Here is a 24880-nt window from a genome sequence, read left to right as displayed (position 1 = left end):
GCTTCGCTCCAGTGGCGCAATCATGATCATGAGCGCCACTGGAGTGGCGCGCTCCAATGAACGACCTCACCCACACGCCAGCGAGTAGATGTGCTGGACCTCTCCCGGCAGCGGCATCGCCTGCCAGGTCTTGCCGGCGTCCCGGGTGCCGAAGACCTCGCCGTCGTAGCGGGCGCCGATATAGACCTGCCCGGCGTCCGTCGGATGCAGGCCGATCGACATGATGGTGCCGTGCACCTGGACCTTGTCGAAGCGCTTCCAGCTCTCGCCGCCATCCTCACTGCGATAGAGGCCGCCGTCCTTGCTGGACGCGGCGACCGACAGGGCGGAGTAGAGCGTGTTGGGCTCGACCGGCGAGACGCGGATGTCGCGGCCGTAGGTGGTGGGCGAGAAGCGGCCGACCTCCATGTCCTTCCAGGTGTGGCCCTGGTCGCTGCTGCGGAACAGGCCCATGCGGACGGCGAGCCACAGCCCGTCGGGATCGGCCGGGTTGATGGTCACGGCATGGCCGTCGAGCATGCCCTCGGCCGTGGTGTCGCTCACGATCTTGCTCTTGAGATGCTCCTGTTCGGCGAGTTTCAGCAGGCCCGCGCTGCAGTCGGTCCAGGTCCGGCCGAGATCGATGCTGCGCATGACGCCGTTGATCTCGAGCGCGGCGTAGATCTCGTCGTGGCGCTTGGGGTGCTGGACCAGCCGCATCACGCGCGAAGCGAAGGGGCCCTTGCAATGGGTGTCGATGTTCGGCGTCGGCAGGTAGCGCCAGGAGGCGCCGCCATCGTCGCTGCGATAGATGCCGATCGGCGAGGCGCCGGCGAAGATGCGGTTGGGATCGCGCGAATCGACCAGGAAGGACCAGACTTCTTTGCCGGCATCGGGGAAGGCCGTCCGGCGGAAGGTCGCGCCACGGTCGGTGCTGCGCCACACACCGTCGTTGGTGCCCGCGAAGACCGTCTCCGGATTCTGCGGATGGACGAAGACGGTGAAGGCCTGGACGGCACCAAGCACATGCTCCCAGTCGCCACCCGCGGTTCCGCGGCGGAAGATGCCGACCCGGCCCGTATGGTCAGGCTTCCCGAAATAGCCGGCGACGCCGACGTAGATGTTGGACAGATCCGTTCCCTTGCTCATGGGTTTCCTCCGATTTTCTTTAGGTCGTTTGGCGACGATATTATCGCTTCGAGAGCCGCAAGTCCGTCTGTTAGAGCTGCAGGGCCGGGCTGCAGGATCAGGGGTGATTTGATCTCGTGAAGTCGCCCGCTCCTGACGGCAGGGATGGCCTCGAATCCCGGCCGGGCGACGACCTTCTCCTGCTTGAATTTCTTGCCGCACCAGGAGCCGACGATGATGTCGGGCGCCCGGCGAATGATCTCCTCGCGTGTGACGATCCGGTCCTTGGCCGACTTGCAGGTCGCGAGTTCGGGAAAGATGTCCGTCCCTCCCGCGGCCTCGATCAGTTCCGAGACCCAGGCGATGCCTGAGATCATGGGCTCGTCCCATTCCTCGAAATAGACCCTGGGACGATTGCCTCTCTGCGCCGCGCGCCGGCGCGTATCCTCAAGGTTGGCGGCAAGGCGATTCGCAAGGGCTTCCGAACGCTCGTGGGCGCCGACCAGCGCGCCGAGCGTGCGGATCATGGCGAAGATCTCGGCGACGGTCCGTTGGTTGAAAGCATGGACGGCCACGCCCGCCCGGATGAGCGCCGCCACGATGTCGGCCTGCAGGTCGGAGAAGGTGAGGACCAGGTCGGGCCGCAAATCGAGGATCTTGGGAATGTCGGCAGAGATGAACGCCGAAACACGCGGCTTCTCCTTGCGTGCCTGCGGTGGCCGGACGGTATAGCCGGAGACACCGACGATCCGGTGCTGCTCGCCCAGCAGGTAGAGCGTCTCGGTGGTTTCCTCGGTCAGGCAGACGATGCGTTCGGGTGGGTACATGTTACGCGGCGTTAGGGGAGGGCATCCCGTCACGACCGGTGTTCGGCCATGACGGGACTTCCCGGGTTCAGTTCTTCTTGACCAGCGGGCACTCGCTGTCGGCCAGGGGGCGGAACGCCTGCTCGCCGGAGATTTCGGCGACCAGCTTGTAGTAATCCCACGGCCCCTTGGACTCCGACGGCTTCTTGACCTCGAAGAGATACATGTTGTGCATCTTGCGGCCGTCCTGACGGACGTAGCTCGGTCCGAAGATGGGGTCGTCCCACTTGGCGGCCTTCATGGCGGCCATCACCTTGTCGGGATCGTCGGTCCCCGTCGACTTGACCGCGTTCAGGTAGGCCAGCGTGGCCGAGTAGAAACCGGCCTGCACGCTGGTCGGCATCTTGCCGTTGAACTTGGCGGCGAAGCGCTTGGAGAAGGCGCGTGTGCGGTCGTTGAGATCCCAGTAGAAGGCCTCGGTCAGGTTCAGGCCCTGCGCGCGCTCGAGGCCTAGCGAATGGATGTCCGAGATGAAGACCAGCAGGCCCGCGAGCTTCTGGCCGCCCTTGGTGATGCCGAATTCCGATGCCTGCTTGATCGAGTTGATCGTGTCGCCGCCGGCATTGGCGAGACCGATGACCTGCGCCTTGGAGCTCTGGGCCTGCAGCAGGAACGACGAGAAGTCGTTGGTGTTGATCGGATGCTTGACGCCGCCGACCACGGTGCCGCCGGCCGCCTTCACCACGGCGGAGACGTCGCGCTCCAGCGCATAGCCGAAAGCGTAATCGGCGGTGAGGAAGAACCAGCTCTTGCCGCCGGCCTTCACGACCGCCGAGCCGGTACCGTTGGCGAGAGCCGCCGTGTCGTAGACCCAGTGGATCAGGTAGGGATTGCAGAGCTTGCCGGTGAGGTCCGACGAGGCGGGGTCGGGCGCGATGAAGATCTTCTTCTTGTCGCCGGCGACACGGGCGCCCGCGATCGACGAGGAGGAGGCGCCGGCCCCCATGATCATGTCGACCTTCTCGTTGTCGTACCAGCGGCCGACCGTGGTCGCCGCGACGTCGGCCTTGTTCTGGATGTCGCCGGAAATGAACTCGATCTTTTGGCCGAGCACCGTGCCGCCGAAATCCTCGATCGCCATCTGGGTGGCGAGTACCGCGCCGGGGCCGTTGATGTCGGCATAGAGGCTCGACAGGTCGGTGGCGACGCCGATCTTGAGCGTGTTGTCGGAAAGCTGGGCGGCCGCCGGCAATGCGGCCAGGGCCGCAAGGCAGAATGCGGCCGTGCTGAACAGGTTACGTCTCATCGTTTCTCTCCCTAGGCTTTGTTATTGAGCGAAGCCTAGCAAGTGGCTGGCGCGCCGCAAAGCCGGAGGAGACACAAGATGATCGAGAAAATTCTGGACATCCCGACCAACGACGGGGGCATGGAGACCTTCATCTGCCATCCGGAGCGGGGCGGGCCGTACCCGCCGGTACTGTTCCTGATGGACGCGCCGGGCATCCGCGAGGAGCTCTACGACATGGCGCGGCGGCTGGCGACGGTCGGCTATTACGTGATGCTGCCAAACCTCTACTACCGCGCCGGCACCGACACGAAGTACGGGCCCGACGTGCTGAAGCACGGCAGCGAGGAGCACGGGCGCATGCGGGCGGTCCGCACCAAGATGACCATTCCGCCGGTGATGGACGACGTGGCGGCGATGATCGCCTTCGCGGATGCACAAAAGGAATCCAAGAAGGGACCGGTCGGCACCCACGGCTATTGCATGAGCGGTCCCTATTCGCTGGCGGCGGCCGCACGTTATCCCGACCGGATCGCGGCGGCGGCCTCGTTCTACGGGACCTGGCTGGTGAGCGACGCGGTCGAGAGCCCGCACCTGACCTTGGGCAAGGCCAAGGGCGAGCTCTACATTTCCTGTGCCGAGCACGACGAGCTGGCGCCGCCCGACATGGTCAAGGAACTCAAGGCCCTGTTCGACAAGTCTGGCGCGAAGGGTGAGCTGGAGATCCAGCCGACCGTGCATCACGGCTTCGCCTTCCCGCAGCGGTGGTGCTACGACAAGCCAGCGGCCGAGCGACACTGGGAGCGTCTGATTGCCCTCTACCGTCGGAACCTCGGCTGACAACAAAGCAAGGGGCTCACGATGGACGGACAGAACCTGACCCAGATGGAGATCGATCGGCGCGTCTTCGATCTCTACGACGAGTACTGCCACGGCGGCATGGACCGCCGGACCTTCCTGGCGCGCGCCGCCGCGATGACGGTCGGCGGGCTTGCCATGGCGCAGGCCCTGCTGCCGCGCTACGTGCAGGCCCAGACGATCTCGTTCACGGACGATCGCATCAAGGCAACGTATGTGACCTATCCGTCGCCGGGCGGCACGTCGGGCACGATGCGCGGCTATCTGGTGCAGCCGAAGGGCAACGGCCCGTTCCCGGTGGTGCTGGTGGTTCACGAGAATCGCGGCCTCAATCCCTATATCGAGGACGTGGCGCGTCGCGCGGCGACCGAGGGTTTCCTGGCGTTGGCGCCGGACGGGCTGTTCCCGGTCGGCGGCTATCCCGGCAACGACGATGACGGCCGCACGCTGCAGGCCAAGCTCGACCAGGCCAAGCTGCGCACCGACATGGTGAACAGCGCGCGCTTCCTGAAAGCCCATGCGATGTCGACCGGCAAGCTCGGCGTGACGGGCTTCTGCTGGGGCGGCGGCACGACCAACTTCCTGGCCGCGACCCTGGGCGCGGAGATGAATGCCGGCGTGCCGTTCTACGGCCCGGCGGCGGAGACTGCGTCGGTGCCGAACATCAAGGCACCTTTGATGGTGCAGTACGCCGAGAGCGACGAGCGCATCAATGCGATGTGGCCGGCCTACGAGGCGGCGCTGAAGGCCAACGGCGTGCCCTACGAGATGTTCATCTATCCCGGCACGCTGCACGGCTTTCACAACAATTCGACGCCGCGCTACAACGAGGCCCAGGCCAAGATCGCCTGGGACCGCACCATCGCGTTCTTCAAGAAGAACCTGGCGTAGCGCACGACGGAGCAATGGAGCGCGCCGCTCCAGTGGCGCTCATACCTTGTCTTACTGACGAAGCTTGAGCGCCACTGGAGTGGCGCGCTCCAACGAACGACCGCCTACTTTGGTTCCCCGTTCGTCGGCTTGAACTTCTGCACGCGGTTCGCGTTGTCGACTTCGCCGGTATAGACATTGCCCTTCGAGTCGACGGCGATCGTGTGGACCCAGTGGAACTGGCCGGCGTAGCGACCCGAGCGGCCGACCGTGCCGACGACCTTGCCGTCGGCGCGGTTCAGGATGCGCATCAGATTGTTCTCGCCGTCGATGTTGAACAGCCAGGTCTGGTTGGCATCGGGCCAGAAGTTGAGGTCCCAGACCGCGCCGTTGCCCAAGGTGCTCTTGTCGTAGAACCACTCGGTCACGAAGGTACCGTCCTTCTTGAACACCTGGATGCGGTTGTTGGTCCGGTCGCAGACATAGACCATGCCGTCCTTCGACACCTTGGCGCAGTGCACGGGATTGCCGAACTGCTGGGATACGGCGGCCACCGGATCGTACTTCGGCGTCTTGTCGTCGCTCGGCTTGTTGCCGTAGGCGCCCCAGTGGCGCTTGTAGGCGCCGGTATCGGCATCGAACACGATGACCCGGCGGTTGCCGTAGCCGTCGGCGATGTAGACTTCGTTGGCAGCCTCATCGACCTGGATGTCGGCGGGCTTGCCGAGCAGGGTCGTGTCGTTGCTGCCGCCCGAGGGGCCAAGCTTGCCGATCGTCAGCACGAGCTTGCCGTCCTTGCTGTACTTGAAGACGGCGCTGTCGATGTCGGCATTTCCGCTCAGCCAGACGAAGCCCTTGCGGTCGACATAAAGCCCGTGCTCGCGTCCGACCCAGGGATTGTTGGCAGGTCCACCCCAGCCCTGGATGAAGTTGCCGTCGGCATCGAACTCCATGACCGAAGGCGCGGGGACGCAGCAGGCGTTGCGCGGCGGCTTGAGCGAGGCGCCTTTCTCATCCTCGGTGAGCGAGCGCGGGCGCTGCAGGATCCAGACATGGTCCTGCGAATCGACGGCGACGCTCGCCACCTGGCCGAACAGCCAGTTGTTGGGCAAAGGCTTCGGCCAAAACGGATCGACCTGGAACTGCGGCACCGTCTGGGCGCCGGCCGCTGAAACGAACGCAAACGCCATCAGGGCGCCAAGCGCCCAGTGTACCAGTCTCATCGTTTCCTCCTGCGGCGTTCAGGCCGCTTTTGCTGGCTTGGGCTTGCTTGCCTGCCATTCGTCGAGCTTGCCGCGCGCCCGGTTCTTTGCCGGGTCCAGCGCCGATTCCTGTCCCGGAACCTTGGCCGCGAGTTCGATCACGTAACCGTTGGGATCGCGAAAGTAGATCGACCGGATGAAATGATGGTCCGAGACGCCACGGACTTCGCGGCCTTCCGCCTTGCCCTTGGCGAACATGCGGTCGAGATGGTCGGATTCGACTTCCAGAGCTATGTGGAGGTCGAAATCATGCTGGTCCTTGAAGGCGAACGGCATGTCCGGCGCCTCGAAGAAGGCGAGGCAGGAACCGTCGTCCAACTGGAAGAAGGTGTGCAGCACGCCTGAGCCAGTCGTACGGCCGGTCTTGGTCTCGTCGATCCTGAGTGTGTGGACCAGAGGCAGACCGAGGAAGTCCTCGTAGAACTTCCTCGTCTCCTCCGAGTCGCGGCAGCGATAGGCATTGTGGTGCAGGCCCTTGATCATCGAAACCTCCGATCGGATCGCCTGCCTGAGCCTAGCGCCGTCCTAGCGGTCGAGCCAGACGTCCTCGAAGCGCCAGTGGTTATAAATCGTGTTGACCGCCAGGTTCACGGCCTTGACCTCGGGGCGCCAGCAGGTGCCGCCCCAGCCATGCTGGATGACCGGGCGGGCGCCGTCTTCCTGCAGCTTCTTGTCGATCTCCCAGACGAGCTTCCGGCGTGCCTCGAAGTCGCGCATGCTCGACTGCTGGTCGAACAGCTTCTCGACCTCGGGATTGCAATAGTTCGTGTAGTTGCGCTCCGAGCCGCAGCGGAAGGTCTCGTAGAAGACCACGTCCGGATCGTCGACGCCGACGCCCTGGACGTTCATGCCGATCGTGAAGTCGCGGCGCGCCATGCGATTGTACCAGACCGCGGTTTCGAGCGGCTCCAGCTCGCCCTGGATGTTCACCTGCTTCAGATGGTCGATCAGGATCACCGCCGGGTCGCGATAGCTCGGGATGTTGCGGGTCGAGACCTTGATCTTCAGCGGCTTCTCGGCCGTATAGCCGAGTTCGGCCATGATCTTGCGGCCTTCCTCGCGCGCTTTGGCGACATCGGGGCCGTAGCCCGCCACGGTCGACAGGAACTCCGTCGGCATGCCCCAGAGTCCTTCCGGCGGCGGCAGCATGGCGCCGCCGATGCGGAAGTTGCCCTGGCCCAGGATCTCGTTGAAGGCGGGACGGTCGAGCGCGAGCGACATGGCACGGCGCACCCTGGCATCGTCGAACGGCGCCTTCTCGCGATTGACCAGCAGGTTGGCCTGGGTGTTGGTCGGCTGCGTCTCACAGATCGCCGTCGGCGCCTGGGTCTTGAGGTCGTTCACCATGGCCGGCGTGATGACCGAGGTGAAGGTCATGTCGAGCTTGCCGGCCACGAAGGTGAGCTGTGACGTCGCGCGGTTGGGGATGATCGAGAACTCGATCGCGTCGAGATAGGGGCGGCCCGGCTTCCAGTAATCCGGATTGCGCGCGAGCTTGATCGACTCGTTCTGCTTCAGCTCGACGAACTTGAACGGGCCCGTGCCGATCGGCTTGGTGCGCATCTGCGCGGTCGGCACGTGGCAGGGGTAGACCGGCGAGAAGGCCGCGGCGAGCATGGTGAGCAGCGACGGCTGCGGGCGCTTCAGGTGGAAGGTCGCCTCGCGGTCGCCGTTTACGGTGACCTTCTCCAGGTTGAAGTACCAAGTCTTGCGCGGGTTCTTGCGCAGCTTGGATTCGTCGGCGATCAGCATGTCCCAGGTGCACTTCACATCGGCGCTGGTGAACGGCTTGCCGTCATGCCACTTCACGCCGTCGCGCAGCTTGAAGGTGAGGTCCTTGCCGTCGTCGCTCCATTTCCACTCGGTGGCGAGGTCGGGGATGATGTTGTCCGGCGTGTTCTGCTTGGTCTTGGGATCGAACATCACGAGGTTGTTGTAGACCGACATGAACGGCATGACGGTCGAGATGGTCGCTTCCTCGTGGATCGACGCGCTCGGCGGATTGTCCATGTGGGCGATCTTGAGGGTGCCACCGGATTTCTGCGCCCAGGCGGACGGCGCCGCGACCAGGGCCAGGATTGCCGCGACGAGCGGCAGCGAACAGTTTCGCATTCTTTCGTTTCCTCCTCTTCTTTGTGATGACGCTAGCACTTCGCTGCGGCATAAACCGGCTCATGAGAATCTTCAGTTTGCTGGTCGGAATGCTTCTCGCATTGCCGGCTGTCGCCCAGGATTATCCAACCAAGCCGATCAAGATCATCACGGCCTTCGGTCCCGGAACGGCGACCGACCTTGCCGCGCGCGCGATCGGCCAGGATATCGCGGTGCAGACCGGCCAGAGTGTCGTCATCGAGAACAAGCCCGGTGCGGAAGGCCAGATCGCAGCCCAGTCCGCGGCGGCGGCCGCGCCCGACGGCTACACGCTGTTCTTCACGACGCAGACGACCCAGGCGATCAACCCGCACGTCTACAAGTCGCTGACCTACGATCCGGTGAAGAGCTTCGCGCCGATCTCCGGCATCATCCTCGGCGCGCAGATCGTGATGGTGCGCAACGACCTTCCGGTGAAGACCCTCCAGGAATTCATTGCACTCGCGAAGGCGCAGCCGGGCAAGCTGAGCTTTGGCAGCGGCAACGGGTCGAGCCGCGGCGGCGCCGAGCTGTTCCGCATCATGACCAAGACCGACATTCTGGGCGTGCCCTACAAGACCCAGCCGCAGGCCATCACCGACCTGATGGGCGGCCGCATCGACGTCATCTTCTCCGACTTCACCGTCGGCCTGCCGCCCGTGCTCGATGGACGCGCGCGCGGCCTTGCGGTCACCAGCAAGGAGCGCATCCCCGGCCTCGACCAGTTCCCGACGGTGGAAGAGAGCGGTGTTCCGGGCTTCGAGATGTGGGCCTGGACGGCGATCTATGCGCCGGCCGGCACGCCGAAGCCGATCATCGACAAGTTGAATGCACTGGTGCGGCAGGCGGCCAAATCGCAGGGCTATCTCAACCTGCTGAAGGCGAACTTTGGGATGTCGTTTGTCGGCTCGCCCGAGGAGCTGGCGGCCTTCCAGGCCAGCGAGACCAAGAAGTGGGCGGAGATCGTGTCGATCGCCGGCATGAAGGAACCCTAGGCTTCAATGGGGCGCGCCACTCCAGTGGCGCTCTTCTCACGGCGTGTCGACGGCGTTCTGAGCGTCACTGGAGTGGCGCGCTCCTATGAGGCCACCGGCCTCCGGGCGGCTACGATCTGCCAGATCGCCGCCGCGAAGACGCAGGCCGCGACGGCGAAGAAGGCCATCCGGTAGCTGACCATAGAGGCGATCAGCGCGAAAATCGGCGGGCCGAACACCGCGCCGGAAAAAGCGAGGGCGGTCTGCACCGCCGCGATGGGGGCCGCTTCGCCGGGCGGCGAGAGATGGGCGAATTCGGCCTGTGACGTGCCGTTCCAGCTGATGACGACCGAGCCGTAGCCCATCACCACCAGCGCGATCAGCCAGAAGGGCGTGTCGGCGTCCAGCAGGCCGGTGGCGACGCAGCCGACGGTCATGGCGACGCCGGTCCACCCCAATAATGCCATGCGCGGAAAACGGTCGCCGGCGCCACCGCTCAACAGGCGCACGCCGGTGCCGACAAGCTGCGAGAGCGTCAACAGCGCGCCGGCCTCGGCGATCGACAGGCGGCAATGCTCGTAGAGATAGGTGACGAGATAGAAGGTGAAGGTGTGCTGGGCGACCACGTAGATGAAGGCCGACCAGCCCAGAACCCGCAGCTGGGGGTGACCCAGCACGAAGCGGATCGACTTCCAGATGCTGCGCGACGGCCCGCCGACGGTCGCGGTCACGTCAAGGCTGGGGCGCAGGGGCTCGACGATCAGCGCCGCCAGAACGGCGGCGCCGGCGGCGACGAGGCTGGCACCGCGCCAGCCGATCTCCGAGAGCAGGAAGGGAAAGATGATCCCGGCGAGGCCGAAGCCGATCGGCACGCCGGTCTGCTTCAGCGAGAAGACCATGCCGAAATATTCGCGGGGTACGCGCTGTGACAGGACATGCGCCGAGGCAGGGTTGATCGGCCCCTGGGCCGCGCCAATGAAGATGACGGCCACCACGGTCGCAGCGACCGCCGATACGGCGTTGAAAGCGAGCCCGATCGCGGCCATGAGCAGGGCGGCTTGGCAGACCCGGACGGCGCCCAGTCGCACGATCGGCGCCGCGGCAGCCAGCGCGACGCTGGCTGCAACGGCATAGATGATCGCCGTGAAGATGCCGACCAGCTTGGGATCGATGGCGAGGTCGCGGGCGACCTCGGGCATCATCACGCTGAGCGATATCACCGAAAGCGAGATCATCACCTGGATGGCCAGCATGCTGGCCACCGGTACGATCACGCGTTTCATGGCGTCGGCCTACAGGCCGTACAGGTCGGCCTTGTTCAGAATGGTGTTGCGCAGGATGCGGATCGAGGCGACGTCGACCATGATGCCATCGACGTTGATCGCGCCCAGGCCGGCGGCTTCCGCCTCGGCATAGGCCTTCTCGAGCTTGCGGGCGCGGACGATGTCCTCGGCCTTGGGTGAGTAGATTTCCAGCGCCGGGTCGATCTGCGAGGGATGGATCGCCCACTTGCCGACGCAGCCTAGGATCATCGAGCGGCGGCATTCCTCGCGGTAGGCGTCCGGATTCTTGAAGTCGGCGAACGGGCCGTCGACCGGGTCGATGCCGGCGGCGCGGCAGGCCATCACCAGCCGGAAGCGGGCATAGTGCCAGACGTCGCCGGGATAGCCGTCGGCGGCGCCGACATTCTTGTTCATCACGCCCATCGAGGCCGAGAAGTCGCCCATGCCGAACACCAGGCATTCCAGGCGCGGCGTGCAGGCGGCGATCTCGTCGACGTTCTGCATGCCTTCGACTTCCTCGATCAGCGCCTCGAGGCCGATCTTGCGCTTCATCTTCAGCTTCTTCTCGATCTGGTGAAGCAGCTTGTCGGCGAACAGCACGTCGGCGGCCGTCTGGACCTTGGTCATCATGATCGTGTCGAGATGCTCGCCCGCGCCCTCGACGATCTCGATGATGTCCTCGTAGGCATATTCGGTCGTCAGGTCGTTGATGCGCACGCAGCGCGTCTTGCCCGTCCAGTTCAGCTCCTTGAGGCCCTGGATGATCTTCTTGCGGGCGTCGCGCTTCTGGCTGGGAGCGACGGCATCCTCGAGGTCGAGGAAGACGTGATCGGCCTTCGACTCCGACGCCTTCTGGATCATCTTCTCGCTGGAGCCGGGCGTCGAGAGCTGGACGCGGCGGGCGCGCTTGGGACGGTCGGTCATCAATCTTCTCCTTAAGCTACGATCTTGTCGGCGCGCAGGCGGGCGATGTCGCCCGCACCGAGGCCGATGGTTTTGAGATAGTCGTCGGTATGTTCGCCCAGCAACGGCGCGCGATGGCGTACCTTGCCCGGCGTCTCGGTCATCTTCACCGCGACGCCCGCGATCTGGACCTCGTGGTCGAGGCCGGGATGCGGCACCCAGGGCAGCATCTCGCGTGCCGCGAAGTGCGGATCGGCCACGATGTCCCGCACGTTGTAGACGGGCGAGAAGGGCACCTTGCCGCCGAAATGCGTCAGCAGCTCCTGCTTGGTGCGCTGGCGCGTGAAGTCGGAGACGGTGGCGATCAGCACGTCCTGGTTGGCGCGGCGGTCCTGCACGGTGATGAACCGCGGATCGGTCGCGAACTCGGGCTTGTCGATCAGCCGGCACAGGATCGGGAAGTGCGCGTCGGCATGCGCGGCGATCGTGACGAAGCCGTCCTTGGCCGGGAACATGCCGAACGGGCAGAGAAGGGGATGGTGGTTGCCCTCGGGATGCGGCAGCGTCTGCGCATAGGAATGCTGGTGCATGATGCGCTCGCAGACCGCGAGGATCGCGTCGACCATGCCGACGTCGACGAACTGGCCCTTGCCGGTCTTGTAGGCCCGCAGGATCGCCGAGACGATGCCGAAGGCGCAGGTGATCGCCGGCACGATGTCGCCGACGCCGGGACCGACCTTCATCGGCGTGTCCTTGTCGGGCCCGGTGATGGCCATGATGCCGCCCATCGCCTGGCTGATCACGTCGTAGGCCGGAAAGTCCGAATAGGGGCTCTTGCCGGTGCGGACGTCGCCGAAGCCGCGGATGGTCGCGTAGACCAGCTTCGGGTTGCGCGCGTGCAGCGTCTCGTAGCTGAGGCCCAGGCGATCCATGACGCCGCCGCGATAGTTCTCGACCACCGCATCGGCATTGTCGCAGAGCTTAAGGACCAGCTCGCGGCCGGCCGCCGTCTTGAGGTCGATGGCGATCGACTTCTTGTTGCGGTTCACCGAGGCGAAGTAGCCGCCGAATGCCCTGAGCTTATCGTCGGCATGATAGGGGCCAATGATGCGCGTGTGGTCGCCGTCGAGCGGCTCGACCTTGATGACCTCCGCGCCCTGGTCGGCCAGCAGCATCGTGCAGTAAGGGCCGGCCAGCATCTGCGTGAGGTCGACGATGCGGACACCGTCGAGGGCTCCAAGGACGGACGAGTCGCTCATGGCTGGGTGCGCGCGACTCCAGTCGCGCGTCTTTGGGCGATGCCAGCGAAGATCGCGCCACTGGAGTGGCGCGCCCCCAGCGTCACTTGTCTCCCCAGTGGCTGCGCCGCTTGATCAGGACGGTGCGCTCACCCTCGAAGATGTTCTTGTCGTCCTGATTCACGCCGTAATGCTTGAAGCGGACGATGCCGGCATCGTCCTGCTTGGCATCCTTCTTCTCCAGCACCTCGGTGTAGCAGTAGAGCGTGTCGCCGTGGTGGAGCGGACCCTTGAGACGGATCTTGTCCATCCCGAGTTCCATCAGCGCGTTCTCCGCCGTGTCCTCGGCGGCGAGGCCGATGCACATGGAGATGGTGACGCCGCCGAAGCCCAGGCGCTTGCCGTAGGGCATCGACTGGGTCAGGTGCTCGTTGAAGTGCGCCTCGGCCGTGTTCATGGTCACGTTGGTGATCCAGACCTGCTCCATCGGTTCCACGGTCTTGCCGCGCGCGTGCTTCATCACGTCGCCGACCGTGAAGTCCTCGAAGTAGTTGGTCTTGCCGGTGAGAGCGGAGACTTTCATCAGTTCCTCACTCCTAGTTTCGGCCCCGGCCCAGCAGCCGGTCGGAGATGATGCGCTTCTGGATCTCGGAGGTGCCCTCGAAGATCTTGGTCAGGCGCGCATCGCGCCAGTGGCGCTCGATGGCGTGCAACGTGGTATAGCCGGCGCCGCCATGGATCTGCAGGCCTTCGCTGGTGACGCGCTCGGCCATCTCCGAGGCGAAGAGCTTCACCATCGAGGCTTCCTTGTCGCAACGCTGGCCGGTGTCGATCTGCTCGCAGACGAAATACATGAGCTGGCGCGCCGCCTCGATCTGGGTCGCCATGTCGGCGATCTTGAAGCGGATGGCCTGGAAATCCGAGATCGAGTGGCCGAACTGCTTGCGGTCGTTGGCGTACTGGATCGAATCGTCGAGCGCGCCCTGGGCGAGGCCGATGGCGCGGGCGGCGGTGTGGGCGCGGGCCGTCTCGAGGCCCGAGGTCGCGTAGTAGAAGGCGTGGCCTTCCTTGCCGATCATGTCGGCGGCTTCGACGCGGAAATTGTCGAAGGCCAGTTCCCAGGTCTTCCAGCCGAAATAGCCGATCTTGGGAATGGGTGCGCCGTTGACGCCCTTGGGCAGCTCGCCGCGCTTCTTCTCGACGAAGAACATCGAGAGGCCCATATGGCGCTTGCCCGCCGGCGCGTCCGACGTGCGCGCGATGATGATCATGAAGTCGGCGCCGTCGGCGAAGGTGCACCAGTACTTGTTGCCGCTGATCAGGTAGCCGTCGCCGTCCTTCTTGGCGCGGCAGGAGATGTTGGAGATGTCGGAGCCGGCATTGGGCTCGGACATCGAGAAGGCGCCGAGGAACTCGCCCTTGGCCATGCGCGGCAGGTAGCGCTTGCGCTGCTCCTCGCTCATCTCATGCGAGCCGATCAGCAGGTTGCCACGCGCGATGATCGACGCGACGCTCATCCAGCCGCGCGACAGTTCCTCGGTAACGAGGCAGTACTCGGAACAGCCGAGGCCCAGGCCGCCGTATTCCTCCGGGATCAGGATGCCGAAATAGCCGAGCTCGGCCATCTTCTCCCGCAGCTCCATCGGGATGTCGCCCTTCTCGGGGTCGAGCTTGTTGGCGACCGGCAGCACTTCGTTCAGCGTGAACTCGCGCGCCTGCTCCTGGATCATGCGGCGTTCTTCGGTAAGGAAAGGCATTATTGGGGATTCCTGAGACGGACGAGATTGGTGCGCTTGAAGTCGATGACGAGTTCTTCGCGCTGGTTGAAGCCCTTGCTGTGCCAGCTGACGATGCCGAACCCCTTGTGGGAGTCCGAGACGCGCCGGTCGAGCACGACCGATTCCGCGCGCAGCGAATCGCTGGGATAGACGGGCTGGTGATAGGTGAGTTCGTTGACGCCGAGGAACGGCCCGCCGCCCTCGCTCAGATCCTCGACCGTGAGGCCGAACACCGTCGTGAAGACGAGCAGGGGATTGGCCACGATGCCGGGGTGGCCGTGCGCCTGGGCGTAGGCCGCATTGTAGTAGTGCGGGTTGAAGTGCAAGGTCAGCGTCGAGAAGAGCGTGCTCTCCGACTCGGTGATCGTGCGGCCCCAATGGTGCCGGAACACGCGGCCGACCTCGAAATCCTCATAGCGGTTACCCTTGGGCACCAGCCGGGCGCGGGCCCTGAAATCCTCTGTCATTCCTACTCCTGTCTACGCTTCTCGCCCTGGCGGGGGCGAGGAATACGATCAATTCTTCGCCGACGCACGCACCAGTTCGCCCACGTCGGTGAGGCTGTCGATGCGCTCGATGGCATCGTGCAGGCGGCGGGCGCCCGCGGCGCCGAGCAGCGGCGTGACGAGGCTGTCGTACTTGGTTTCGATCGCCTGGCGCTGCTTCTCGAGGTCGGCCCAGGGGATGCCCGAATCATGCGTGACCTCGATGGTCGTGCCGTCGTCGAGCTGGATCGCCATCTCGGCCAGCGAGTGCGCCCAATGGGGCTGGAACTCGATCGCCATCTTGTCGCGCAGGTCCTTGATGAGCGGCTCCTGCGTCACCGCCTCGTTGTAGGATTCGAGGTTGGCCGTATCGACGCCGGTCAGCGCCATCGCCACGGTCTGGCGCAGCGAGAACTTGGCTTCGAGGCCGGTGGTCGGGTTGGGGATGTTGCAGACCTTGTCGGCGCCGGAGTCGATCCGCAGCAGGATCTTCTGCACCCGCTCGGGCGGGAAATTGTTCTTCAGCCGGATTTCCTTGGCGCACTCGATGGGCGCGTGCGTCAGGTAGCAGGCGGCATGGTACTTGAAGAGGTTGTTGCGCAGGTGCCAGCCCGACGGTGGCTCGCCCAACGCCGCTTCAGCATTCAGGTGATCGCTCTGCGACGAGGCAAAGCCCTGGTCACACTCCAGCGAATCGCCACGGGCTGTGAAACCCCTGGCGGCGAGGCGCGCCGCGCGCAGACCATGCTCCGAGGCGGTGCCGGCATGCAGCGGCTTGCACATCGTGCCGAAATTCGACTTGAGGCCGGCCGCCTGGGTGGCCGCGATGCCGAAGGCGACGGCGAGCTGCTCGTCGGTGAGGCCGAGCATGCGGCCCGCCGCGGCGGTCGCAGAGAAGGAGCCGACCGTGCCGGTGACGTGGAAGCCCTTCTGGTAGTGGCTGGGCGAGACGAGCCGGCCGACGCGGCCCGAGGTCTCGTAGCCCGCCACGAAGCTTTCGATGAATAGCCGGCCCGAGGCCTTCGTCTGCTCGCCCAGCGCCAGCAGGGCGGGGACGACGGTGACCGTGGGATGGCCGCCCATCGAGAAGTTCACGTCGTCATAATCGAGCGCGTGGCTGGCGGCGCCATTGATCAGCGCGGCGGTCGAGGGCAGCACGGTCTCGGAACGGCCGACCAGCGTCGCGGGGCCTTTGGCGCCGTCCTCCAGCGCCTCGGCGATCAGGATGCTGGTGAGGTCTTCCTGCGCGCCGGCAATGGTGACGGCGAACCAGTCGAGCAGGCACTGCTTGGTGCGCTCGACCAGATCGTCGGGAAGGTCCTGCCAGGCAAGGGCGGCGGCGCGCTTGGCGATTTCGGCCGTGACCGGAACGACGGCTGGCATGTTTTCCTCCTGGATTTAGGGGCGCAAGTGTCGGCCACCAGCCGCTGCCTTGTCCACTATCGGGGCTTTCGCGCAACGATATGGCCCAGACACAACAAAGCCGCCCGGAGGCGGCTTTGTGCCGACTATCGTCGATCCGTCAGTCACAGCAGCAAGCCAAAGCAGGAACGATCCTGGTGGCGGCAACTGCAGAGATCGCCGGCGTCGTGATGGTGTAGTTCACAGGATCACCTCCTTTCGATGTTGATGGGACGTCGAGCCTCGCATAGCGAAGCCGAGTCGTAAACCCGGCTAGGGCTTCCGTGCGACGATATGGAAGATGTGCCAGTGCTTGGCATTGCCGCGCGGCGTGACGCCGTCGGCTTCCTCCTCGTCGAACATCTCGAGGTCGAGGCCCTGGAGCAGGACGAGCGCTTCCTCGCGTGAGACGAAGGTCATGCCCGGCCGCCCGGCCCAGCTGTCGCGCGGTCCGTACCATTGGCCGGAGAAGCGGCCGCCCATGGGAAGCGCCTCGCGGATGCGCTCCCACGTCCGGTGAAAGGCTTCGGGTTCGCAGAGGGGCATGGCAAAGCTCGAATTCACCAGATGGACGCCGAGCGGGATCGGCACCTCTTCGAGGCGTGCATTCACAGGCGTGATCTCGCAACCATCGGGCAGGGGCCTCGCCTGCAACTGCCGCAGTGCCTCGGGCTCGGCATCGACCGCGACCACCTTCCAGCCGCGCCGCAGTTCCTCGATCACGTCGCGGCCATCGCCGCAGCCGAGATCGATGACGAGGGCGTCAGGCGGTGCGTCGCCGAACGCATCGAGCGCCGCGAGCAGCGTCTTGCGCGGCGGGCGATCGCGGAGCTGCTGGTAATACGCAGCCCATCCTGCCGAACGATTACTTTCCGTCATGCGCGTTCTCTTGGCCTCCGGCGCTTGTCGTATGGCGCCTCGTGTGATCGTATCGCACCTCACAAATAATGAACCACCGAACCGGGAGGAATTGATGAAGAGGTTGGGAAGCCTTGTCGTGGCCTTTGCGCTGGCCGTTGCGTTCCTGCCGCTGGCGGCGCGCGCGGACCTGAATGCGCTGGCCGAAGCGGCCAAGAAGGAAGGCGAGATCACCTGGTACGTCGCCCATTACACGTCCGAAGGGGCGGAGGATCTGGGCCGCGGCTTCACCGAGATGTACGGCATCAAGGTCAACGTCGTGCGCACGACGGCACAGGTCGCCTACCAGCGGCTCCTGCAGGACATCAAGAACAACCAGACGATCTGCGACGTCTTCTCGTCGACCGACCTCGGCCACTATGCGCGGCTGAAGTCGGAAGGCCGGTTCGACAAGTTCGTGCCGGAGAACATGTCCAAGATCTCTCCGGTCTTCCAGAATTTCGATCCCGACGGCTTCTATCAGACCACCGCGGCCGGTCTGGTCGTGCTCACCTACAACACCACGAAAGTGAAGCCCGAGGACGCGCCCAAGAAGTGGGAGGACCTGCTCGACATCAAGTGGAAGGGCAAGGTCTCGACCGGACATCCGGGCTTCTCCGGCTATGTCGGCACCTGGGTGCTGTCGATGAAGAAGCTCTATGGCTGGCAGTATTTCGACAAGCTCGAGAAGAACAAGCCGCAGATCGGCCGTTCGATCAACGATACGGTGACCGCGCTCAATGCCGGCGAACGCCAGGTGGCGGCGGGCTCCGACGGCTCGACGCTGTTCAGCGCGTCGCGCGGCAATCCGCTGGCGATCGTCTATCCCAGCGACGGATCGGTCCTGATCATCTCGCCGTCGGCGATCATGAAGGGCACCAAGCGTCCGAATGCCGCCAAGCTTTTCATGGAATATCTCTACACGGTCGAAGCCGCGAAGATCAGCGCCAAGCACTTCCTGATCCCGCTGCGGCCGGAAGTGCCGTCGCCCCCGGGCGCCAAGCCGATCAGCGAGATCAAGGTGATCCGGCCGACCGTGGCGGAAGTCGACAGGGGCATTCCCGAGGTGATCGAGCAGTGGCGCGACACGTTCGGCAACTGATCGAAAGCTCAGCATGTCGGTAACGGTTCCGGCGATCGATTCGATGCCGGTGCGTCCTGTGCGCGCCAGCCGGTTCGATTCGTCCTGGCTCCTGTGGATCGCGATCATCGCGGTCCTCCTGTTCCTGGTGGTCAGTCCGTTCGTCTACCTGGTCATCACCAGCTTCCAGGCCGAGCGCACGGGCGACTTCACCTTCGCCAACTACGCCACGGCCTATGGCCGGGCGCGCTACATCGATGCGCTGGTCAACTCGCTGAAGCTCGGCGCCGTGTCCGCGCTTCTGGCCGGTGTCTTCGCGGTGCCGCTGGCCTGGGCCGTGGCGCGCACCAACATGCCGGGCCGCGGGCTTACCCGCATGCTGGTGCTGGCGACTTTCATCACGCCGCCCTACACCGGCGCGGTTGCCTGGATCCTGCTGGCCGGGCCGAACGCCGGCTGGCTCAACCGCTTCTACATGATGGCCACGGGCGCAGAGGCGGGGCCGTTCAACATCTACAGCTTTACCGGCCTCGCGGTCGTCATCGCGCTCTATTCCTTTCCCTATATCTTCATCTTCACGACGGCGGCGCTCGAGCTGGTCTCGTCGGAGATGGAGGACGCCGCCAACATCCTGGGCGCGGGTCCCTGGCGGACCATGCGCAAGGTAACCTTGCCGCTGGCCCTGCCGGCCATCCTGGGCGGCCTGATCATCTGCTTCCTGGAAGCGATCGCGCTGTTCGGCTCGCCCGCCATGATCGCCATTCCGGCGCGCTTCAACGTGGTAACGACACAACTCTTCCAGTTCTTCGGCAATCCCGTGCGGGTCGAGGTCGCGGCGGCCTATGCCATGCCGCTGCTGGGCGTCACCATCCTGCTGGTGCTCGTCCAGCGCCTGATCGTGCGGCGCAAGGGCTTTGTGGCGCTGACGGGCAAAGGCGGCGAGCGCCGGCCGATCCTGCTTGGGCGCTGGCGCTGGGTGATGTTCGGCTACTCGATGTTCGTGGCAGCCCTCGCGGTGTTCCTGCCTTACATCTTCCTGATCCAGTCGGCCTTCGCGAAGGCCTGGGGCCGCGGCTTCAGCCTCGACAACATCACCATCGCGAACTTCCGCTTCATCCTGTTCGAGCATGCGACGGCCGCCCAGTCGGTCATCAACAGCTTCGTCTATGCCGGCATCAGTGCCACGGTCGCGGTGTTCCTGACCCTGGGCGTGGCCTACATCGTCGCGCGCCGGCTGATCCCGTTCGGCGGCGTGCTGGGCTTCCTGTGCGTGGCGCCGTTCGTGATCCCGGGCGTCGTGCTGGCGATCGGCTTCTACGCCGCCTATGCGCCGCCGCCGCTGGCGCTCTACGGCACCGCGCTGATCATGATCCTGGCTTTCACGACCCGCTTCCTGCCGGTGGGGTACGTCAACGCCAGCGCGGCCATCAACAGCCTCAATCCCGAGATGGAGGAGGCGGTCCGCGTACTGGGCGGCAGCCGGCTGACGGCGCTGCGTCGCGTGGTGGCGCCGCTGCTCAAGCGCAACATGATGGGCGCCTGGCTGCTGATCTTCATTCCGGCGACGCGCGAACTGTCGGCGGCGATCTTCCTGTACGGCCCCAACACCAAGGTGGCATCGGTCATGATCTTCGACATGAGCGAGGAGGGGAACTTCGAACGTCTCGCCGCGCTGGCGCTGGTCTTGCAGGTCCTGACCCTGCCGCTCCTGTGGATCGGCCAAAAGGCCTTGGGCCGTGACTTCATGCTGAGGCGTACCGCGACATGAGCAAGCTCGTTTTGAAGAATGTCGCCAAGCGCTACGGCGCCTTCGAGGCGGTGGCCGATTTCTCCCTGGAACTGGCGAAGGGTGAGTTCGTGTCGCTGCTCGGCCCCTCGGGCTGTGGCAAGACCACGACCTTGCGCATGATTGCGGGCTTCATGCCGCCGAGCGGCGGCAGCATCGAGATGGACGGCAAGCAGATCTCGTCGGCCTCGGGCGTCGTTCCGCCCGAGCATCGCCGCATGTCGATGATCTTCCAGAGCTATGCCATCTGGCCGAACATGACGGTCGGCGAGAATGTCGGCTTCGGCCTGCAGATCCGCAAGCTGTCGCGGGCCGAGATCGACCGGCGGGTCGACAAGATCCTGGACGTCGTCCAGATGCGCAACCTCAAGGGCCGCTATCCCGCCGAACTGTCGGGCGGCCAGCAACAGCGCGTGGCGCTGGCCCGCGCCATCGTCGTCGAACCCGAGGTGCTGTTGCTCGACGAGCCATTGTCCAACCTCGACGCCAACCTGCGCGAGGAGATGCGTTTCGAGATCCGTCGCCTGCACGACGAGTTCAAGATCACGACGGTCTACGTGACCCACGACCAGTCCGAGGCGATGGTGACCTCGGACCGCATCGTCGTGATGAACAAGGGCAAGATCGAGCAGATCGACGCGCCGCACATCCTCTACGGTCGCCCCAGGAGCCGCTTCGTGGCGGGCTTCATCGGCCGCACGAACTTTGTCGAAGGGACGGCGCAAGGCAACGACGTGCGCTTCGACGGTTTCACGGCGGCTGCAAGCACGCTGGAGGGGGCAAGTGCTGGCGGCAAGCTGTCCTATTCGCTGCGCCCGCAGGCGATCGGCCTGTCGACGCAGCGCAGCAACGGCGGCAGCCTGTCGGTCGAGGCGGAAATCGTCGACCGTTCCTATCTGGGCGAATACTGGGACTACCAGGTCCGTCCGCTCAGCGGTTCGAAGCCGTTGCGCGTGTCGACGGCCCCGACCACCGTATTCGAGGTCGGCAGCCGCGTCTGGCTGGAGATCGCGCCGTCCGCCATGGTACGGGTAGAATAAGCTTCCAAACGTAGAGTGAGACCATGACCGCAGGACCGTTAGCCCGTTTCAAAGTCCTTGACCTGACACGCGTGCGCGCCGGTCCGACCGCCGTCCGCTACCTCGCCGACTGGGGCGCCGACTGCATCAAGGTCGAGATGCCGCCGTCCGCCGGCGAGATGGACATGGGCGGTCCGCGCCATGGACCGGACTTCCAGAACCTGCACCGCAACAAGCGGTCGATCACGCTCAACCTCAAGGAGCCGGACGGCAAGGCCGTCTTCATGAAGCTGGTCGAGCAGGCCGACGTGGTGGTCGAGAACTACCGCGCCGACGTGAAGTTCCGCCTCGGCATCGACTATGAGAGCCTGAAGAAGGTGAACCCGCGGATCGTCCTCGGATCGATCTCGGGCTTCGGCCAGGACGGCCCCTATGCCGAGCGCGCCGGCTTCGACCAGATCGCCCAGGGCATGGGCGGCCTGATGATGGTCACCGGCAACCCGGGCGAGGGCCCGATGCGTGCGGGCATCGCCGTGGCCGACGTGGGCGCGGGCCTGCACTGCGCCATCGGCATCCTGATCGCGCTGTTGGAGCGCGAGACCTCGGGCCAGGGCCAGTGGGTGTCGAGCTCGCTGCTGCAGGCCATGATCTCGATGTGCGACTTCCAGGCCGCGCGCTGGACCCTGGCCAAGGACGTGCCCGGCCAGGCCGGCAACAATCACCCGACCTCGATCCCGACCGGCGTCTTCAAGACCAGCGACGGCTACATCAACATCGCGGCGTCGGGCGGCCATATCTACAAGCGCTTCTGCGAGGCCGTCAGTTCACCGGAACTCCACACCGACGAGCGGTTCAGCACGGACAAGGCGCGCGCCAAGAATCGCGACGCCCTGAACGACGAGATCAACAAGCGGGTCGCGAAGTACAGCAGCGCCGACCTCGTCGAGAAGCTGAACAAGGCGGGCGTGCCCGCCGGTCCGATCTACAAGATGGACGAGATGTTCGCCGATCCGCAGGTCAAGCACCTGAAGATGGCGCATCCCGTGCACTCGCCGAAGCTCGGCGACATCGAGGTGATCGGCCAGGCGATCAACATGAGCCGCACGCCGTTCGAGATGAAGACGGCCACACCGGAGCAGGGCGAGCATACCGACGACGTGCTGAAGGAAGCGGGCTTCGACGCCGCCGCCATCGCCGACTTCCGCAAGCGCGGCGTGATCTGATGTCGATCAGCCCCACCCCGAACATGATCGCGGAGAAGGTGGGGCCGGTCGGCCGGCTCGTCTTCAACAAGCCGCAGAAGCACAACGCCACCTCGACCGACATGTGGGAGGCGATCCCGGTCATTCTCGACGATTTCGAGAACGACCCGAACATCCGCGTCGTGGTCGTTACCGGCGCGGGCGACAAGGCCTTCGTCTCGGGCGCCGACATCTCGGAGTTCGAGAAGGCGCGCAACACGCCCGAGCAGGTCGCCTACTACGACAAGATCGGAGAGGAGGCCAACCGGCGCCTCAACAAGTGCTCCAAGCCGACGATCGCCCGCATCCGCGGCTATTGCATCGGCGGCGGGCTGGCGGTGTCGCTGCTCTGCGACATCCGCATCGCCTCGGAGAACAGCCGGTTCGGCGTGCCGGCGGCGCGGCTCGGACTCGGCTATCGCGCCAGCGGCCTGAAGATCCTGACCGACCTCGTGGGCCCGTCCCACGCCAAGGAAATCTTCTTCACCGCCCGGCACTTCAATGCGCAGGAAGCCTTCGGCATGGGCCTGGTCACGCGCGTCGTGCCCGACGCCGAGCTCGATGCTTACGTCGACAATTACTGCCGGATGATCGGCGAGAATGCGCCGCTCACCATGCATGCCGCCAAGCGCACCATCGAGGAGCTGACGCGACTCGACGGCGAGCCGGATTTCGCCCGCCTCAACGGGCTGGTGAAGCAGTGCTTCGATTCGCAAGACTATATCGAGGGCCGCACGGCCTTCATGGAGAAGCGTAAACCGGCCTTCAAGGGACGCTGAACAGGAGACGGCCATGACGGCGCTGACACAGGAGCAACGCGACGCGTTCTGGCGCGACGGGTATCTCATGGTGGAGGACGCCGTCACGCCGGCCCAGCTCGCGGCCCTCAAGGCCGAGATCGCGGGCTGGGTCGAGCAGAGCCGGGCCCACACCGCCCCGTTCGGCCCGCCGACGATTGACGGCCGCCCGCGCTTCGACATGGGTGCCGAGCACAGCGCGGAGAAGCCGGCGCTGCGCCGGATCAACAATCCGTCCGACATTTCCGACGCCTATCGCGAGGTCATGCTCGACGCCCGCACGGTCGACATGGTGGCCGACCTGATCGGGCCGGACGTGAAGTTCCACCACTGCAAGATCAACCTGAAGCTATCGGGCGCGCGGACCGAGGTGAACTATCACCAGGATTTCGCCTACACGCCGCACACCAACGACGACATCGTGACGGCGCTGCTGTTCCTCGACGATATCGATGAGAACAATGGCTGCCTCACCGTCGTGCCCGGTTCGCACAAGGGACCTGTCCTCTCGTTGTTCGAGGGCGAGCGCTTCGCCGGCGCCGTCGCGGCCGAGGAGGAGAAGAGGGCGCTCGGCCAGTCGGTGCCTTGCCTCGGCAAGGCCGGCAGCGTCTGCCTGATGCACACCCGCCTGCTGCACGGCTCGGCCGCCAACGGCGCCGACACGTCGCGCGGCCTCTATATCTGCGTCTACACTGCGGCCGATGCCGTGCCGATTGCGCGCAACCCGATGCCGAGCCTCAACGAGGGCCGCATCGTGCGTGGCAAAGAAGCGCGCTTTGCCCGCCTCAAGGAAGGAATGGTCGAGTTGCCCAAGCAACCCAAGACAGCCTCGTTCTTCACCGTCATCGGCCAGGAATCCAAGCAGGCTGCTCAGTGAGCGATCCGCTGCCGGCGATCACGGAGGCTGCGGCCACCGGCGAGATCGCCGACCTCTTTGCCGACATCCGGACCACCGTCGGCGTGCGCGTGGTTAACCTGGTATGGCGCCATCTTGCCACCATGGACGGGGCGCTGCCCTGGGCCTGGGCCGCCGTGAAGCCGCTCTACCTGAAGGGGCTGCCTGACGCCGCGATGGCGACGTTCCACGAGACCATGGATATTCCAAAGCTCGCTTCACTCGCCGGCGACGAGCCCGCCAGCGTCGATGCCGTGCTGGCGAGCTACGACCATTCCAACACGATCAACCTGTTCGCCCTGGGCGCCCTGCGCGCCTGGCTGAGGGGCGAGGTGGCCCGCGACGGCACGGTTGCGCCGGGCCTGCGCAAGGCGGCGCCCGACCTGGCCTTGCCCAAGCTCGCGTCCGAGGAAGACGTGGACGCCGCGACCTGGGCGCTGGTCCTGCGCCTCAACAAGTTCGGCGACGAGCCGCAGCCGCTGATCCTGGCCAGCATGTACCGCCACTTGGCCCATGCGCCGTCGTTCCTGCAGCGCGTCGAGGGCGCCCTGGCGCCGGTAGCCGCCGACGGCTCGTTGCGTCGGGCGATTATGGGCAACCGTCAGGTCGCGGCGGAGCTTTCGAGCAGGATCGCCCGGGAAGTCTCGGCCAAGCGGCCCGTGCTCGCCGCGGAGATCGAGGAGGCCGTCGGCCTGTTCGTCGACCACGCCATCGGCAAGATGGTCACGATCTGCCGCGCGATCCGAACGGCCCGAGGCAAGCCGCTCTCATAGGAGCGCGCCAC

Annotated in this window: 24 protein-coding genes; 10 read left to right on the top strand and 14 right to left on the bottom strand. The window is 65.2% G+C overall.

Annotation, left to right across the window (positions count from 1 at the left end; genetic code table 11):
* Positions 1–66: 66 nt before the first annotated feature.
* From AC1ROX_RS08905 to AC1ROX_RS08895, 3 genes are all read right to left on the bottom strand, one after another.
* Positions 67–1128 carry a WD40/YVTN/BNR-like repeat-containing protein gene (locus AC1ROX_RS08905; RefSeq protein WP_493124499.1) on the bottom strand — a complete coding sequence of 354 codons (1062 nt, stop codon included), beginning with the start codon at positions 1126–1128 and terminating at the stop codon, positions 67–69.
* Positions 1125–1934: a cobalamin-binding protein gene (locus AC1ROX_RS08900; protein WP_493124497.1), complete on the bottom strand. Its 810-nt coding sequence runs from the start codon at positions 1932–1934 to the stop codon at positions 1125–1127. The genes AC1ROX_RS08905 and AC1ROX_RS08900 overlap by 4 nt, the downstream gene beginning before the upstream one ends.
* Before the next feature lie 67 nt (positions 1935–2001).
* The gene (locus AC1ROX_RS08895) at positions 2002–3219 is read right to left on the bottom strand and encodes an ABC transporter substrate-binding protein (RefSeq protein ID WP_493124495.1); all 1218 of its coding nucleotides are present in this window, start codon (positions 3217–3219) and stop codon (positions 2002–2004) included.
* A gap of 78 nt (positions 3220–3297) precedes the next feature.
* On the opposite strand from AC1ROX_RS08895, the gene AC1ROX_RS08890 reads away from it, so the two are divergent.
* Positions 3298–4038 carry a dienelactone hydrolase family protein gene (locus tag AC1ROX_RS08890; protein ID WP_493124493.1) on the top strand — a complete coding sequence of 247 codons (741 nt, stop codon included), beginning with the start codon at positions 3298–3300 and terminating at the stop codon, positions 4036–4038.
* Positions 4039–4059: 21 nt separating this feature from the next.
* Complete coding sequence (locus tag AC1ROX_RS08885; RefSeq protein WP_493124491.1) at positions 4060–4947, top strand: dienelactone hydrolase family protein; 888 nt, start codon at positions 4060–4062, stop codon at positions 4945–4947.
* A 104-nt stretch (positions 4948–5051) separates the two neighbouring features.
* On the opposite strand, the gene AC1ROX_RS08880 is transcribed toward AC1ROX_RS08885, so the two are convergent.
* The 3 genes from AC1ROX_RS08880 to AC1ROX_RS08870 are packed head-to-tail and all read right to left on the bottom strand — an operon-like array spanning position 5052 to position 8300.
* Positions 5052–6149: an NHL repeat-containing protein gene (locus AC1ROX_RS08880; protein ID WP_493124489.1), complete on the bottom strand. Its 1098-nt coding sequence runs from the start codon at positions 6147–6149 to the stop codon at positions 5052–5054.
* 18 nt (positions 6150–6167) lie between these two features.
* Positions 6168–6671: a VOC family protein gene (locus AC1ROX_RS08875; protein ID WP_493124487.1), complete on the bottom strand. Its 504-nt coding sequence runs from the start codon at positions 6669–6671 to the stop codon at positions 6168–6170.
* A 42-nt stretch (positions 6672–6713) separates the two neighbouring features.
* Complete coding sequence (locus tag AC1ROX_RS08870; RefSeq protein WP_493124485.1) at positions 6714–8300, bottom strand: ABC transporter substrate-binding protein; 1587 nt, start codon at positions 8298–8300, stop codon at positions 6714–6716.
* 62 nt (positions 8301–8362) lie between these two features.
* On the opposite strand from AC1ROX_RS08870, the gene AC1ROX_RS08865 reads away from it, so the two are divergent.
* A complete protein-coding gene (locus tag AC1ROX_RS08865) occupies positions 8363–9313 on the top strand; it encodes a Bug family tripartite tricarboxylate transporter substrate binding protein (protein WP_493124483.1) in 951 nt (316 codons plus the stop codon).
* Positions 9314–9396: 83 nt separating this feature from the next.
* On the opposite strand, the gene AC1ROX_RS08860 is transcribed toward AC1ROX_RS08865, so the two are convergent.
* The 8 genes from AC1ROX_RS08860 to AC1ROX_RS08825 form a co-directional block, all read right to left on the bottom strand.
* On the bottom strand, positions 9397–10575 hold the full coding sequence (locus AC1ROX_RS08860; protein ID WP_493124481.1) for an MFS transporter: 1179 nt from the start codon (positions 10573–10575) through the stop codon (positions 9397–9399).
* A gap of 9 nt (positions 10576–10584) precedes the next feature.
* Positions 10585–11499, bottom strand: coding sequence for an HpcH/HpaI aldolase/citrate lyase family protein (locus AC1ROX_RS08855; RefSeq protein ID WP_493124479.1), 915 nt, complete (start codon positions 11497–11499; stop codon positions 10585–10587).
* A gap of 11 nt (positions 11500–11510) precedes the next feature.
* Positions 11511–12737, bottom strand: a complete 1227-nt coding sequence (locus tag AC1ROX_RS08850; protein ID WP_493124477.1) for a CaiB/BaiF CoA transferase family protein — start codon at positions 12735–12737, stop codon at positions 11511–11513.
* An 82-nt stretch (positions 12738–12819) separates the two neighbouring features.
* Positions 12820–13299, bottom strand: coding sequence for a MaoC family dehydratase (locus AC1ROX_RS08845; protein WP_493124475.1), 480 nt, complete (start codon positions 13297–13299; stop codon positions 12820–12822).
* A 13-nt stretch (positions 13300–13312) separates the two neighbouring features.
* A complete protein-coding gene (locus AC1ROX_RS08840) occupies positions 13313–14473 on the bottom strand; it encodes an acyl-CoA dehydrogenase family protein (protein WP_493124473.1) in 1161 nt (386 codons plus the stop codon).
* Complete coding sequence (locus AC1ROX_RS08835) at positions 14473–14961, bottom strand: MaoC family dehydratase (RefSeq protein WP_296329337.1); 489 nt, start codon at positions 14959–14961, stop codon at positions 14473–14475. The genes AC1ROX_RS08840 and AC1ROX_RS08835 overlap by 1 nt, the downstream gene beginning before the upstream one ends.
* Before the next feature lie 48 nt (positions 14962–15009).
* A complete protein-coding gene (locus tag AC1ROX_RS08830; protein WP_493124471.1) occupies positions 15010–16362 on the bottom strand; it encodes an MmgE/PrpD family protein in 1353 nt (450 codons plus the stop codon).
* A 291-nt stretch (positions 16363–16653) separates the two neighbouring features.
* The gene (locus tag AC1ROX_RS08825) at positions 16654–17259 is read right to left on the bottom strand and encodes a class I SAM-dependent methyltransferase (RefSeq protein ID WP_493124469.1); all 606 of its coding nucleotides are present in this window, start codon (positions 17257–17259) and stop codon (positions 16654–16656) included.
* Positions 17260–17353: 94 nt separating this feature from the next.
* On the opposite strand from AC1ROX_RS08825, the gene AC1ROX_RS08820 reads away from it, so the two are divergent.
* The 7 genes from AC1ROX_RS08820 to AC1ROX_RS08790 are packed head-to-tail and all read left to right on the top strand — an operon-like array spanning position 17354 to position 24869.
* A complete protein-coding gene (locus AC1ROX_RS08820) occupies positions 17354–18379 on the top strand; it encodes an ABC transporter substrate-binding protein (RefSeq protein WP_493124468.1) in 1026 nt (341 codons plus the stop codon).
* Positions 18380–18392: 13 nt separating this feature from the next.
* On the top strand, positions 18393–20126 hold the full coding sequence (locus AC1ROX_RS08815) for an ABC transporter permease (protein ID WP_493124466.1): 1734 nt from the start codon (positions 18393–18395) through the stop codon (positions 20124–20126).
* Entirely contained in the window at positions 20123–21184 is a 1062-nt protein-coding gene (locus AC1ROX_RS08810) for an ABC transporter ATP-binding protein (protein WP_493124464.1), read from the top strand. The genes AC1ROX_RS08815 and AC1ROX_RS08810 overlap by 4 nt, the downstream gene beginning before the upstream one ends.
* 23 nt (positions 21185–21207) lie before the next feature.
* Positions 21208–22386, top strand: a complete 1179-nt coding sequence (locus AC1ROX_RS08805) for a CaiB/BaiF CoA transferase family protein (protein ID WP_493124462.1) — start codon at positions 21208–21210, stop codon at positions 22384–22386.
* A complete protein-coding gene (locus tag AC1ROX_RS08800; protein WP_493124460.1) occupies positions 22386–23183 on the top strand; it encodes an enoyl-CoA hydratase in 798 nt (265 codons plus the stop codon). The genes AC1ROX_RS08805 and AC1ROX_RS08800 overlap by 1 nt, the downstream gene beginning before the upstream one ends.
* 13 nt (positions 23184–23196) lie before the next feature.
* On the top strand, positions 23197–24078 hold the full coding sequence (locus AC1ROX_RS08795; RefSeq protein WP_493124458.1) for a phytanoyl-CoA dioxygenase family protein: 882 nt from the start codon (positions 23197–23199) through the stop codon (positions 24076–24078).
* Positions 24075–24869, top strand: coding sequence for a hypothetical protein (locus AC1ROX_RS08790; protein WP_493124456.1), 795 nt, complete (start codon positions 24075–24077; stop codon positions 24867–24869). Before AC1ROX_RS08795 ends, AC1ROX_RS08790 begins: the two co-directional genes overlap by 4 nt.
* The last annotated feature ends 11 nt before the right edge of the window (positions 24870–24880 follow it).

The sequence above is a fragment of the Reyranella sp. GW821-FHT14A01 genome, from assembly GCF_058803965.1.
The sequence above is the reverse complement of the archived record's forward strand: the minus strand, read 5'-3'. Positions and strand labels throughout refer to the sequence as shown.